Source organism: Streptomyces sp. NPDC048353, assembly GCF_055587165.1.
Window position 1 is genome coordinate 56,363 of sequence record NZ_JBVJGU010000005.1, and the last position, 13,406, is coordinate 69,768.

A 13,406-nucleotide genomic window follows, 5' to 3' on the forward strand; every position below is an offset into this window, starting at 1 on the left:
GCCTTTGTCGTACCCGGACCGCGGCCCCGTCGTACCCGGCGCCGGCACCCGCCCACGCCCCGGCCTCCCTTCTGACATTTGTCATGCTCGCTGATGACAGCGCGCACTGCCGACCGCCCCCGCCCGGCGGAAGGCTGGAGCCATGACCCACGTGATCGAGGCCGAGGACCTCCGCCGGACCTACTCCGGCGGCTACGACGCCGTCAACGGCATCACCTTCGCCGTCCCCCGAGGCGAGATCTTCGCCCTGCTCGGGACCAACGGAGCCGGCAAGACCTCCACCGTCGAACTGCTGGAAGGCCTCGCCGAACCCAGCGCCGGCACCGTCCGGGTACTCGGCCACGACCCGTACCGCGAACGGACCGCCGTCCGCCCCCGCATCGGCGTGATGCTCCAGGAGGGCGGCTTCCCCTCCGACCTGACGGTGGCCGAAACGGTACGCATGTGGGCCGGCTGCACCAGCGGCGCACGGCCCACCGCCGAAGCCCTCGACATGGTCGGCCTCGGCGCCCGCCGCGACGTACGGATCAAGCAGCTCTCCGGCGGTGAGCGGCGACGCCTCGACCTGGCGCTCGCGCTCCTCGGCCGTCCCGAGGTCCTCTTCCTCGACGAACCCACGACCGGCCTGGACGCCGAAGGCCGCCGCGACACCTGGCGGCTGGTGCGGGAGCTGCGGGACGGAGGCACCACCGTCCTCCTCACCACGCACTACCTGGAGGAGGCCGAGACCCTGGCCGACCGGCTCGCGATCATGCACCAGGGCCGGGTCGTCCTCTCGGGCACCCCCGCCGAGGTCACCGCCGCCCGGCCCTCCCGCATCCGCTTCCTCCCCCCCGACGACGTCCCGGCCGGACGCCTGCCCCTCGGACTGCGGGCCGCCGCCGACGGCCGCCGGGTGGAGATCCGTACGCACACGCTCCAGGACGCGCTCACCGAGCTGCTGACCTGGGCCCGCGAGACCGGCGTACGGCTGGAGGCGCTCGACGCCCGCTCCGCCTCGCTCGAGGAGGCGTTCCTGGAGATCGCCGCCGGGCACGAGACCCCCGCCGCCCCCGGGCCGAACACTCCCGGCCCGCACGCGACCGATCTGGAAGGTGCCCGATGAACGCCTCCGTCACCCGGCTCACCGCTCTCGGACGCGCCGAACTCACCCTCCTCGGGCGGAACAAGAACAACCTGTTCATCGCCCTCCTCATGCCGCTGCTGATGATCTTCGTACTGCGGTCCTCGATCACGCAGATGGGCAGCGACGAACTGCCCATGGGTACCGCCGGAGCCACCCTCGTCGGCGGCACCGGACTCGTCCTGATCCTCGTCGTCTACATGGGCCTCGTCTCCGCCTACGTGGCCCGGCGCGAGGAGCTCGTCCTCAAGCGGCTGCGCACCGGCGAGGCGACCGACCGCGAGATCCTCGCCGGCGCCGCCCTCCCCTCCGCCGCCATCGCGCTCGCCCAGTGCGCGGTGCTCGCGGTCGGCGGGATCGCCGTCCTGGACGTGGCGGCGCCCGAGCGGCCCGACCTGCTGCTCGTCGGCCTCCTCGCGGGCGTGCCGCTGCTCGCCGGGCTCGCCGCCGCCACCACCGCCCTCACCCGCAACGTCGAGAGCGCCGGCCTCACCACGCTCCCCTTCTTCCTCGTCTCGGCGATGGGCTCGGGGATGATGGTCCCCACCGAGGTCCTGCCGGACGCGGTCGCCGACGTCTGCGCCCTGCTGCCGCTGAGCGGGATCATGGAGTTCGTCCGGGCCGGCTGGTTCGGGGTCGACGACTCCGGCGACCTGCTGACCGCCGCCCTCACCACCCTGGCCTGGGGCGCCGTCACCGTGTTTGCTGTCCAGCGGTGGTTCCGCTGGGAACCGCGACGCTAGGAGTCGCGGGGCCGGGGGCCCGACGCCAGAAACGGCGGGGCGGGGTGACGGGCGCGAGGTGGCGGGGCGACGGGCGCGAGGTCGTGGCCCGCGCACGAGGCAGGAAGCACGACGCACGACGCGCCCACGGCGCATGACGCGAGGAACGGGGGCCGGGCGGGTGTCCAGGCTGACGGGATGGTGGGTCGGCCGCAGCAACGCGGCCAAGGTCGAGCTCTACACGCGGTGGACCTTCCACTTCTTCGCGTTCCTGGAGATCCTCGCCATCGGCGGCGTACCCCTCGCCCAGAAGGAACGCGGCCCGATCGGCCTCCCCCTCGGTCTCGCGCTCGGACTGCTGGTCTGCGCGCACGCCTTCCTGACCGCCGCCCTCTGCTCCCGCGCCCTCGACTGGGCCCTGGACCGGCGCGAACGGCCGGTCCGGCTGGCGACGGCGCTCGTGGCCCTCACCGCCGCCGGCGCGTTGACGGCGATCACCCTGCGCGCCACCGGCGTCCTCTCGGACGGATCGGTCGCCGCGAGCATCGTCAACGGCACGATCACCTTCAGCCTCGGCGCCCTCGTCCTGTGCATGAAGAGGGTCCGGCACATGCTGGCCGTGGCACCGCTCGCCGGCCTCGCGACCGGCGCGGTGGTCGCCCTGATGGGGGTCGGACTGGCGGAGGCCGCCGGCTACGCGGTCGGCATCCTGCTCGCCGGCACGGGCCTCGTGGGCGCCTGCGGGTTCTCCGGCTGGCTGATGAAGACCGTGTGGGAGCTGGAACGGTCCAGGGAGCTCAAGGCGCGCCTCGCCGTCGCGGAGGAACGGCTCCGCTTCGGGCGCGACCTCCACGACGTCATGGGCCGCAACCTCTCGGTGATCGCGCTGAAGAGCGAACTGGCCGTCCAGCTCGCCCGGCGCGAACGCCCCGAGGCCGTCGACCAGATGATCGAGGTGCAGCGGATCGCCCGGGAGTCGCAGCGCGAGGTGCGCGATGTCGTACGCGGCTACCGGGAGGCCGACCTGCGGGTCGAGCTGGAGGGCGCCCGCGGAGTGCTGAGCGCCGCCGGGATCGCCTGCTCCGTGGACTCCCTGGAGCTCGAACTGCCCGCCGACGTCCGGTCGGCGCTCGGCTGGGTGGTCCGGGAGACCACGACGAACGTCCTGCGGCACGGCGACGCGTCGCGCTGCACGATCACCCTGCGGGGAGAGGAGGGTTCGGTGCTGCTCACCGTGGAGAACGACGGCGTGAGCGTGAACGGTACGGGCGTGAACGGCGTGCGGGAGGTGCCGGGGCAGCGGGTCGGCGGCGGCACGGGCCTCGCGGGGCTGCGCGAACGGCTCGCGGCGGTGGCCGGAACGCTGGAGGCGGGTCCCGCCACCGGGGGCACGTTCCGGGTGACGGCCCGGGTCCCGTCGGGGGGCCGGGGATCGGGGGCCACGGCCGGTGCCGCGTCGGAGGCGTCGGAGGAGTCGGACGCGCGGGACGCGACGGTCGCCGAGGGGGCCGGCGTCGGGGACGTACGTCCGCGGGCCGGGAGGGAGACGTCGTGACCGTACGGGTCCTGCTCGCCGACGACGAGCATCTGATCAGGGGCGCGCTCGCCGCGCTGCTCGCCCTGGAGGACGACCTCGTGGTCGTCGCCCAGGCCGCCACCGGCCCCGAGGCGCTCGCCATGGCCCGCGCCCACCGGCCCGATGTCGCGGTCCTGGACCTGGAGATGCCGGGCGCGGACGGTGTGAAGGTCGCCACATCCCTGCGCGGCGAGGTCCCGGAGTGCCGGACCATGATCGTGACCGGGCACGGCCGCCCCGGGCACCTCAAGCGGGCCCTCGCGGCCGGGGTGCGCGGCTTCGTGCCGAAGACCGTCAGCGCCCAGCGGCTGGCCGAGATCATCCGTACCGTCCACGCCGGAAACCGTTACGTGGACCCGGAGTTGGCGGCCGACGCCATCTCCGCGGGCGACTCCCCGCTGACCGCCCGCGAAGCCGAGGTCCTGGAGCTCGCGGCGGACGGCGCCCCGGTCGCGGAGATCGCCGAACGGGCCTCGCTCTCCCAGGGAACCGTCCGGAACTACCTCTCCTCGGCCGCCACGAAACTGGGCGCCGAGAACCGTCATACGGCGGTACGTCTCGCCCGGGAGAAAGGTTGGGTATAGTTGGCTCCGCGCTACGGCGCATGCGGACGTGGCTCAGTTGGTAGAGCATCACCTTGCCAAGGTGAGGGTCGCGAGTTCGAATCTCGTCGTCCGCTCCATCGAGAAAGCCCCCCGGTCGATCCGACCGGGGGGCTTTCCGCTGTTCGCAGCTCCGCTCCGGCCGCTGTCCCGCTCCGGACGCTGTTCGCTCCGGCCGCTACGGCGCGGGCCGTTCCGGGCCGCTGCGGGCTGTTGCCGCCGGGCCCGGAACGGAGCGGCGCGGGTCAGCGCCAGGGGCTGCCGGTGAGCAGTTCGTACGCCTCCAGGTACTTCGCCCGGGTCGCGTCGACGATCTCCTGCGGGAGCGGGGGCGGCGGGCGCTCGCTCGTGCGGTCCCAGCCGGAGGCCGGGGAGGTCAGCCAGTCGCGGACGTACTGCTTGTCGTACGAGGGCTGGGCGCGGCCCGGCTCCCAGCTCGCGGCCGGCCAGAAGCGGGAGGAGTCGGGGGTCAGCACCTCGTCGGCGATGACCAGCCTCTCGCCGTCCTCGGTGGACTCGAAGCCGAACTCGAACTTGGTGTCGGCGAGGATGATGCCGCGCTCGCGGGCGATGTCACGGGCCCGGCCGTAGACGGCGAGGGTCAGCTGCCGCAGCCGGGCGGCGGTCTCCGCGCCGACCTGCCGGGCGACCTCCTCGTAGCTGACGTTCTCGTCGTGGTCGCCGACCGCGGCCTTGGTCGCCGGCGTGAAGATGGGGGTGGGCAGCTCGGAGCCGTCGGTCAGCCCCTCGGGGAGCGCGAGGCCGCAGACCGTACGGGACGCCTTGTACTCGACCAGCCCGGAGCCCGTCAGATAGCCGCGCGCCACGCACTCGACCGGAACCATCCGCAACGACCTGCAGACGAGGGTGCGGCCCGCCCAGTCGGCGGGGGCGCCGGCCGGCAGGTCGGTGGAGAGGACGTGGTGCGGGGCCAGGTCGGCCAGCTGGTCGAACCACCAGAGCGAGAGCCGGGTGAGGACCCGGCCCTTGTCGGGGATCTCGGTGGGCAGGACCCAGTCGTACGCGGAGATGCGGTCACTGGCCACCATGACGAGGTCGCCGGCCTCGTTCCGGTAGAGGTCACGCACCTTGCCCGTGTGGAGGTGGGTCAGACCCGGGACCTGGACAGGCTCGGGCTTTTCTACGAATCCGGACACGGTTCCTCCGCGTAGGTTGATCCAGGAGCGCTTCGATTCTCTCGCACCCGGACGCGGGGGCGGCGCCCGGGCCCGCCCCGGTCTCAGTCACGCTTGCAGATGCGGTCCAGGAGGTTGGCGGTGGCGCGCTGGATCCGGGGGTCGACATGGCCCGGCCGGTCCAGGGCCGGGGACCAGGCGAACGTGCCGGAGGCGAAGACCCACGCGCCGGACGGGGAGCGGTAGAGGGAGGTCTCCTGGTGGCGCAGGGCGCCTTCGCTGTCCTGGTAGGGCGAGTGGGCGAGGAGGATGCGGCCGTCGTGCTCGGGCAGGGCGGTGCGCGGGAAGTAGCGGTCCGCCTCCCCGGCGACCAGGCCGTCGATCTCGTCGCCGTCGCCCGCGCCGGTGGACTCCCAGAGCCAGTGGTCCGCGTTCCGTACGACCAGGGGGTGCGGTTCGGGCACCCGGCCGGCGTACTGGAGGCCGAGCAGCTGCTGCTCGGACCGGTCGACCTCGCGCCACAGCGCGGACCGCCCGGGGCCGCGGCGCTTGCGGCAGGTCAGCAGTCGGTCGGGGACGCCCGACGGGGAGGGGCCCAGCTCCACCTGCCAGTACATGGTGTTGGCGGAGAGGAAGACGAGCGACGTGCCCTGGTCGCGGGCGAGTTCGACCGTCTTGCGCATGGGGACGGACCAGTACTCGTCGTGGCCGGGGAAGACCAGGCCGCGGTAGCGGGTGGGGTCGACGCGGCCGGCATGCAGGTCGCGGGTCTCGGCGTACGCGAGGTCGTAGCCGTACCGCTCGGCCCAGCGGATGAAGTCGTAGGCGTGGCCGACGTGCAGGGGCAGCCCGGCGCCCGCGTAGGGCCGGTCGAAGGAGACGGTGATCGCCGCGTCCTCCTCGCCGAGGAGCCGGCCCTGCTCGTCCCACGCGTGGTAGAGGCTGGCGCCCGTCCGGCCGTCCTCGGGGTAGAGGTTGTACGCCTGCCAGGTCACGTCCGGGAGGACGAGGAGGAGGTCGGCGGGGTGGTCGTCGCGGACCGTGAAGGGGATGTGGGAGCGGTAGCCGTCGGCGGTGGTGAGCACGGCGACGTACGCGCCGATCGCCCAGAGAGACGGGATCTGGAGGCGCCAGGACTGCCACCAGTGGTGGCAGGAGACGGTCCGGTCGGCGGTGAGCGGCGCCGGCTGGACGATGCCGGAGAGCCGCGGGCTGGTGGTGATCTTGGTGGCGCCCTCGCCGGCGTAATGACCGATGCGGTAGATGTCGACCGAGAACTGCTGCGGCGGGTCCACCGTGATGTGGAAATCGATCGCCTCGCCGGGCGCGACGGCCCCGCTGGACGTGAAGCCCTTGATCTGACGGTGTACGTCGTCGGCCGTGCGGGGTCCGCCGCTGCCGCCCCGGGCGAGGGTGGTGTCGGCGTACCAGGGGACGACGTGGCCGGTGTCGTCGAAGTAGTTCTCCGACCCGCGCAGCCAGGGCAGCGGTCCCTGCCCGAACGGGTCCGTGACGGCATGGGCGAGTGCGCCCGATTCCCACCGCCTGATCTGTTCCGCCCCCATGACGCGCCCCTCCCTCGACTCCCCCGTGTCGTCTGTCGTCCTTGCTGGTGCTGGTGCTGGTGCTGATGCTGCTGGTGCCGGTGTCTGTGCCGTGTTGTGGCTTTGTCTGCTGTCGTGGCGTCAGTTGTGCTCGTGACGCGATGGCTTGGGCGCCTGGCGCACTGTCATGTGCTGCTGTCAGTGCCGGTCTCCAGCACATCACATAACGCACGCACTCCGTCACCGTTCGTCGTGAATTGACGTGAACGGAAGGCAGGCTTCCGGTGGGCTCGGCCTCACACGAGGCGTACCGGCTTCTCGGGGCGGACGCCGGTCTCGGTGAGCCAGGCGCGCAGGGGCTCGGGGTCGCCGTCCTCGACGAGGGCGAGGACGCGGGCGGCCAGGTCCGTGCTGCGGGCTCCGCCGACGAGGAGCGCGGGACCGTCGAGCCAGTCGAGGCCGGGGACAGCGCCGGCGGTGTCGACGGCGGCGCAGCAGACCATCGCCGTCACATGGTCGGCCAGCAGGTCGCGGCCGGTCCGGGGCGGCTGCAGCGGGAAGAGCGGCAGCTGGTCGTCGTCGCCCCCGTCCGGCACGGCGGCGTGCGCGCCGGGCGCGGGCGCCGGGGGCTTGGCGGCCTCCTCGCGGGCCACATGGGCGGTGAGGGCCGCGGCGAGGGAGTCGGCGGCGGCGTTGGCCGGGGGGAGGACGTCGGGGACGGTCTCGGCCGGGAGGCCCTCGGGGGCGGTCTCGGCCGGGAGGGCCTCGGGAGCGGCGGGGGCGGTGTCCGCGGGGTTGGGGCGGCCCGGCGCGTCGGGCGTCTCGGGCGCGGGCGGCGGGTCCGGATCGCGCGTCCCGTCCGGCTGGTCCGGGGTCGCCGTGCGGAGGGGCACCGAGAGGTGGGACATCACGCGGGTCAGGGTCGGTCCGCCGGTGGCCGGGCGGCCGGCGGGGCCCGTGGGGAGCACGCCCAGCTCGTCGAGAACCTGGTGGAGGCGGGCCGCGTCCGCGCGCCACTTACGGTCCACCACTTCTTCCGGGTACTGGCTCCAGTCCACCGGCGACCAGTCGGGTCCGGCCTCCGCCGGGCCGCCGTGGAAGAGCCGGGCGGCGAGCAGCGAGGCCGCCTCGTCGACCGCGCCGGGCTCTTCGAGCAGGTCACAGGCCGGCCGCTCGCCGAGCCGGGTGGTGAAGCCCTCCGCGAGGCGGTCCCGGCGGGAGAGCTCGGTCAGCGCCGCGACCACCCCGACGTCGAGGCTCGACGGCCAGCGGCCCATCCGCCAGGCGGGCAGCGCGACCCGGGTCAGGAGCCGGTCCCAGCCGGCGTAGGCGAGGCCGACCTGCTCCTGGGCGACGATCCGGATGCCGTAGTCCACCTCCTGGGCGCGCTCGGAGCCCGCCGCCGCGACGCCCCGCTCCATCTCGGCCGCGTGCCCGCGGCAGCTGCGGAGCAGCACCCGCGCGACGTGCCCGACGCCGTGGGCGCCGAGCCGGCGGAGCGGGTCGAGGCCGGGGCTGCGGGGCGAGGCGACGGCGGCGTCCAGGCCCTGCACGAAGCGGCGGGCGGCGGCTATGTCCGGGTGCGCGGCCGGGGCCGTACCGGCGACGACCGGTGCGAGGACCGCCCGCAGCTCGCCGACGCGCATCCACCACAGGAAGGGCGAGCCGATGACGAGGACGGGCGCGTCGGTGGAGCGCCGCAGCCCGGCCGTACGGTCGTGCGCGGGGTGCGTACGGTCCTCGAGCCAGCTGTCGCAGTCCGGGGTCAGGGCTATCGAGGAGGGCGCGGGGACGCCGAGCCGGTCGGCGAGGTCTCTGACCATGCGGTACAGGTCGGGGGCGGCGGTCTCGGCGAGCTCGACGGTCGGCGTGACGGCGGGCCGGGCGCGGGCGACGACCAGCGCGACGGCCGCGGCGGCGAGGAGGACGACCACGGCGACGACGGTCACCACCCAGCGGGCGGTGTCCCAGCCGGGGCCGGCCAGATGGCCGGTGACGCCCCCCGCGTACAGGATCACGGCCGCGGCGGCCGGGAGCAGCGCGAGGCCGAGTGCCCTGCCGCGGACGCGGAGCACGGCGAGGGCCCGGGAGCGCGCGGCGCGCGCACCCATTTCCTCGCCGACAACGGAACCGGTACCGGACACGCCGTACATCACCCCCTTCAGCTCGCGTCGGGTCTGCCTGTGGCGGTGTTGCTCACTCCCCCACTGTGGCACCCGGCACTGACATCGCAATGCCGGTGGGCCAAGTGCCGGAACGCCTTCGCCGCACCCTAGTTGGGCCTGTGGCGGGCGTCATCCGGATGGGCGAGTCGTCACTCGATGGAATGGCTTTGGGCAAAGGTGATGACGGTCCGGCGTGCTGAGGGGTTCACTTCCGCGGCCTGGCGGGGGAGGCGGGCGCGGGCGGGCCCGCGGGGGCCTCGGCAAGGGCGTGCTCAGGGGCGAGGGCCTCAGGAACGGGGGCCTCAGGAACGGAGGCCTCGTGACGCGGGGCTTCGTCGCGCGGGGCTTCGTAGTGCGGGCCTCGTGGCGCGGGGCCTCGTGGCCCGGGGCTCGTGGCGCGGGGCTCGTGAGGCGCGCCGGGGGCGGACGGATCCGGCCCCCGGCGTGGTGCGGCGGACGAGGGGTCCTGCGGCGGCGGCTACTCCCCGGCGGCCTTGAGCGCGATGTCCGTACGGTGCTGGGAACCGTCCAGCCGGATGCGGCCGACCGCCGCGTACGCCCGTTCGCGGGCCTGCGCGAGGTCCTTGCCGGTGGCGGTGACCGACAGGACGCGACCGCCGGCGCTCACGGTCGCGTCGCCGTCCCGCTTGGTGCCGGCGTGCAGGACGAAGGCGTGCGGGGCATCCTGGGCCGCGACCTCGTCGAGGCCCTCGATCGGGTCGCCCGTACGCGGGGTGCCGGGGTAGTTGTGCGAGGCGACGACCACGGTCACCGCGGCGTCGTCGCGCCAGGCGAGCGGCGGCTGGTTCTCGAGGGTGCCGTTGGCGGCGTTCAGCAGGACGCCCGCCAGCGGGGTCTTGAGCCGGGCGAGGACGACCTGGGTCTCCGGGTCGCCGAAGCGGGCGTTGAACTCGATGACCCGTACGCCCCGGCCGGTGATCGCCAGACCCGCGTACAGCAGCCCCTGGAAGGGCGTACCGCGGCGGCGCAGCTCGTCGACCGTGGGCTGCAGGACGCTGTCCATGACCTCGTCGACCAGCTTGGGGTCCGCCCAGGGCAGCGGGGAGTACGCCCCCATGCCGCCGGTGTTGGGGCCCTCGTCGCCGTCGAGCGCGCGCTTGAAGTCCTGCGCGGGGGTGAGCGGGAGGACGGTGACACCGTCGGTGATCGCGAAGAGGGAGACCTCGGGGCCGTCAAGGAACTCCTCGATGACGGCCCGCCCGTCGCCCGCCACCGCCCCGGAACGAGTCGCTTCGCGACGCTGTGACACACAGGCGAGCGCGTGGGCGCGGGCCTCGGCGAGGTCGTCGGTGACGACCACGCCCTTGCCGGCGGCGAGACCGTCGTCCTTGACGACGTACGGAGCGCCGAAGGCGTCCAGCGCCTCGTCGATCTCCGCGGGAGTGGTGCAGACGTAGCTGCGGGCGGTCGGGACGTTCGCCCCGGCCATCACGTCCTTGGCGAACGCCTTGGAGCCCTCCAGCTGCGCCGCCTCCTCGGACGGGCCGAAGCAGGGGATGCCGGCGGCGCGGACGGCGTCGGCGACACCGGCGACGAGCGGGGCCTCCGGGCCGACGACGACCAGCTCCGCCCGGAGGTCGGTGGCCAGCCGGGCGACGGCGTCGCCGTCCAGCTGGTCGACGGGGTGCAGCTCGGCGACCTCCGCGATTCCGGCGTTGCCGGGCGCGCAGTGCAGAGCGGTGACGTCGGGATCGAGGGAGAGAGAGCGGCACAGGGCGTGTTCGCGGGCGCCGCCGCCGATGACGAGGACCTTCACGCCAGCCAGGGTAGCCCGCGGGGCGGGATGCCCCTTGTGCGGGCCACCGAGCGAGACGGCGCTACTCGTTCGTGTATTCCTCCAGGACCGTGGCTCCGAGCTCGCGCACGATCAGGTCGTGGCCGGAGAGCGCGGAGTCGACGAGGTCCGGATCGTCTTCCTCCGGTACGTCGTCCTCGGGCGCGACGGGCCGCGGCGCGGGCGGCGCCTGCCGGGCCGGCGCGGAACCGGCGCCCTGGGGGGCGGACGGGCCCTGCGGGGCGGACGCCGGGCTGTGCGGCGCCGGAGCGGGGGCGTACTGCTGCTGCGGGGGCTGCGGAGGCTGCTGCTGGTACGACTGCTGGTGCTGCGGGGCCGGCGAGGGGGGCGGGGAGGCGGCGCGTCCGCCGCCGAAGTTGGCCGCGGCGGGCGGGGGCGTGACCCCGCCCGAGGGGTCGATGATCGCCTCGATCTTCCACTGGACGTTGAACTGCTCGGCCAGCGCCTGCCGCAGCACGTCCTCGCTTCCGCTGCTCGCGAAGTTGTCGCGGGCGCCGGCGTTGAGGAAGCCGAGCTGGAGGGTGGTGCCGTCGAAGCCCGCGACCTGGGCGTTCTGGCTGAGCAGGATCCAGGTGAACCGGCGCCGGTTCTTGACGGCCTCCAGGATGGACGGCCACATGTTCCGCACCTGGGCCGCGCCCTGCGCCATGTCCCCGGCGGGGGCGGTGGGAGCGGGCGCGGCGGCCTGGGGTGCGGGGGCGGGCGTCTGGGGTGCGGCGGGGGCCGCCGGAGCGGAGGCGCCGGGCCAGGCGCCGGGGGCGCTCCCCCCGCTCCCGGGCCGTGCGGCACCGGGCCAGGCGCCGGGCCGGGGAGCCTCGGCGGCGGCGGGCTCGGGAGCCGGGGCCGGGGCCGGGGCCGGGGCCGGGGCCTGCGGAGTCTGGGGGGCTTGTGCGACCTGAGGGACGGGCTGCGGGGTGGGCGGGGGCTGTACAGGAGCGGGGGCGGGCGCGGCCGTTTCCGGTACCGGCACCGGCCCGTGGACGTCGGGAGCGGGGACGTACCCCATCGGAGGGGCGGGCGAGCCGGTGGTGAAGACGGGCGCGGGCGCGGCGGCGGCGCCCCGCTCCAGCCGGTCGAGGCGCGCTTGCAGAGACCGCTCGTCGTCGAAGGCGGCGGGCAGCAGCACACGCGCGCAGATCAGCTCCAGCTGGAGCCGCGGCGAGGTGGCACCGCGCATCTCGGTGAGCCCGGTGTTGACGAGGTCGGCGGCGCGGCTCAGCTCGGCGGCGCCGAAGACGGAGGCCTGTGCCTGCATGCGCTCCACGACGTCGACGGGCGCGTCGATGAGGCCCTTCTCGGCGGCGTCGGGCACGGCGGCCAGGATCACCAGGTCACGCAGCCGCTCCAGCAGGTCGGCCACGAACCGGCGGGGGTCGTTCCCGCCCTCCACGACCCGGTCCACGACCTCGAACGCGGCCGCGCCGTCCCCGGACGCGAAGGCGTCGACCACGGAGTCGAGCAGCGACCCGTCCGTATAACCGAGCAGAGAGGTCGCCATGGCGTATGTCACACCGTCGTCCGCGGCGCCGGCCAGCAGCTGGTCCATCACGGACATCGAGTCACGCACGGATCCGGCACCGGCCCGCACCACGAGCGGCAGGACGCCGTCCTCGATGGGAATGCCCTCGCGGCCGCAGACCTCGCCCAGATACTCCCGCAGGGTCCCGGGAGGCACGAGGCGGAAGGGGTAGTGGTGCGTCCGCGACCGGATGGTCCCGATGACCTTCTCGGGCTCGGTGGTCGCGAAGATGAACTTGAGGTGCTCCGGAGGCTCCTCGACCACCTTCAGCAGGGCGTTGAAGCCCGCCGAGGTGACCATGTGCGCCTCGTCGATGATGTAGATCTTGTACCGGCTCGCCGCGGGGCCGAAGAACGCCTTCTCCCGCAGGTCACGGGCGTCGTCCACACCACCGTGGGAGGCGGCGTCGATCTCGATGACATCGATCGAACCGGGGCCGTTGCGCGCCAGGTCCCGGCAGGACTGGCACTCCCCGCAGGGGGTCGGCGTGGGGCCCTGCTCGCAGTTCAGACAGCGCGCGAGGATCCGCGCGCTGGTCGTCTTTCCACAGCCGCGGGGCCCGCTGAACAGGTACGCGTGATTGACCCGGTTGTTCCGCAGGGCCTGCTGCAACGGGTCGGTGACATGCTCCTGCCCGATGACCTCGGCGAACGACTCGGGGCGATAACGGCGGTACAGCGCGAGAGACGACACGTATACGAGGTTATAGGCACCCACCGACAACCGGCCCCGCCCGGAAACGCCAGGCCCGCCGACAGCCGGCCCGCCCCGAAGCGCAAGCGCCCACCGAGCCCCGCCCCCGCCCGGAAACGCCAGCCCCCACCGACAACCGGCCCGCCCGGAAACGCAAGCGCCCCCCACGCACCCGCCAGAGCCGACCTACCCTTGCTGCCTTCCGGCCCTGGGGGAGTTCAGTCAGATAGCGCCACGTGAGGGGCTGCGCCCAGACTACCCGATCCCCAGCCCCCCGTTGCCCCCCACTCCCTCCCCGATCCCCCGGCGACCACCCCCGGGAGAGCCTCCCGCGGATCAGGTTCGCGAGCACTCCTCAACGTCTTGTATTGTTTGCGGCGGAGGATTCGCCTAGAGGCCTAGGGCGCACGCTTGGAAAGCGTGTTGGGGGCAACCCCTCACGAGTTCGAATCTCGTATCCTCCGCCAGTGCCTCACCGGGCACGATGTCGAAGGGCCCCACCGTTCGCGG

At 74.0% G+C, this 13,406-nt stretch carries 9 protein-coding genes, 2 tRNA genes and 1 other RNA gene; 6 read left to right on the forward strand and 6 right to left on the reverse strand.

Annotation, left to right across the window (positions count from 1 at the left end; translation table 11 throughout):
* Positions 1-142 precede the first annotated feature (142 nt).
* The 5 genes from ACZ6RC_RS18860 (at position 143) to ACZ6RC_RS18880 (ending at position 4,103) form a co-directional block, all read left to right on the forward strand.
* Complete coding sequence (locus tag ACZ6RC_RS18860; RefSeq protein ID WP_469584501.1) at positions 143-1,105, forward strand: ABC transporter ATP-binding protein; 963 nt, start codon at positions 143-145, stop codon at positions 1,103-1,105.
* Positions 1,102-1,866 carry an ABC transporter permease gene (locus ACZ6RC_RS18865; protein ID WP_469584505.1) on the forward strand — a complete coding sequence of 255 codons (765 nt, stop codon included), beginning with the start codon at positions 1,102-1,104 and terminating at the stop codon, positions 1,864-1,866. The genes ACZ6RC_RS18860 and ACZ6RC_RS18865 overlap by 4 nt, the downstream gene beginning before the upstream one ends.
* 160 nt (positions 1,867-2,026) lie before the next feature.
* On the forward strand, positions 2,027-3,400 hold the full coding sequence (locus tag ACZ6RC_RS18870) for a sensor histidine kinase (protein WP_469584508.1): 1,374 nt from the start codon (positions 2,027-2,029) through the stop codon (positions 3,398-3,400).
* Complete coding sequence (locus ACZ6RC_RS18875) at positions 3,397-4,005, forward strand: response regulator (RefSeq protein WP_391139756.1); 609 nt, start codon at positions 3,397-3,399, stop codon at positions 4,003-4,005. Before ACZ6RC_RS18870 ends, ACZ6RC_RS18875 begins: the two co-directional genes overlap by 4 nt.
* Positions 4,006-4,027: 22 nt before the next feature.
* Positions 4,028-4,103 (forward strand) — tRNA-Gly (locus ACZ6RC_RS18880).
* 165 nt (positions 4,104-4,268) lie between these two features.
* Here ACZ6RC_RS18880 and ACZ6RC_RS18885 read toward each other — a convergent pair.
* The 6 genes from ACZ6RC_RS18885 to ffs all read right to left on the reverse strand — a co-directional run bounded on the left by ACZ6RC_RS18885 (position 4,269) and on the right by ffs (position 13,145).
* A complete protein-coding gene (locus ACZ6RC_RS18885; RefSeq protein ID WP_469584511.1) occupies positions 4,269-5,180 on the reverse strand; it encodes a phosphoribosylaminoimidazolesuccinocarboxamide synthase in 912 nt (303 codons plus the stop codon).
* Positions 5,181-5,263: 83 nt separating this feature from the next.
* On the reverse strand, positions 5,264-6,724 hold the full coding sequence (locus tag ACZ6RC_RS18890) for a N,N-dimethylformamidase beta subunit family domain-containing protein (RefSeq protein WP_453616345.1): 1,461 nt from the start codon (positions 6,722-6,724) through the stop codon (positions 5,264-5,266).
* A gap of 275 nt (positions 6,725-6,999) precedes the next feature.
* Positions 7,000-8,856, reverse strand: coding sequence for a M48 family metalloprotease (locus tag ACZ6RC_RS18895; protein ID WP_469584515.1), 1,857 nt, complete (start codon positions 8,854-8,856; stop codon positions 7,000-7,002).
* A gap of 490 nt (positions 8,857-9,346) precedes the next feature.
* The gene (gene purD, locus ACZ6RC_RS18900; RefSeq protein WP_453616340.1) at positions 9,347-10,645 is read right to left on the reverse strand and encodes a phosphoribosylamine--glycine ligase; all 1,299 of its coding nucleotides are present in this window, start codon (positions 10,643-10,645) and stop codon (positions 9,347-9,349) included.
* A 61-nt stretch (positions 10,646-10,706) separates the two neighbouring features.
* Positions 10,707-12,896 (reverse strand): DNA polymerase III subunit gamma and tau, encoded by a 2,190-nt coding sequence (locus ACZ6RC_RS18905; RefSeq protein WP_469584520.1) that lies wholly within the window; start codon positions 12,894-12,896, stop codon positions 10,707-10,709.
* Positions 12,897-13,046: 150 nt separating this feature from the next.
* Positions 13,047-13,145: signal recognition particle sRNA small type (ffs, locus tag ACZ6RC_RS18910), an RNA gene on the reverse strand.
* A gap of 130 nt (positions 13,146-13,275) precedes the next feature.
* Here ffs and ACZ6RC_RS18915 point away from each other — a divergent pair.
* Positions 13,276-13,363 (forward strand) — tRNA-Ser (locus ACZ6RC_RS18915).
* Positions 13,364-13,406 lie beyond the last annotated feature (43 nt).

Coding starts and splice junctions, on each gene's coding strand:
- ACZ6RC_RS18860 (WP_469584501.1), top strand. CDS start 143: ATGACCCACGTGATCGAGGCCGAGGACCTCCGCCGGACCTACTCCGGC.
- ACZ6RC_RS18865 (WP_469584505.1), top strand. CDS start 1,102: ATGAACGCCTCCGTCACCCGGCTCACCGCTCTCGGACGCGCCGAACTC.
- ACZ6RC_RS18890 (WP_453616345.1), bottom strand. CDS start 6,724: ATGGGGGCGGAACAGATCAGGCGGTGGGAATCGGGCGCACTCGCCCAT.
- ACZ6RC_RS18895 (WP_469584515.1), bottom strand. CDS start 8,856: ATGTACGGCGTGTCCGGTACCGGTTCCGTTGTCGGCGAGGAAATGGGT.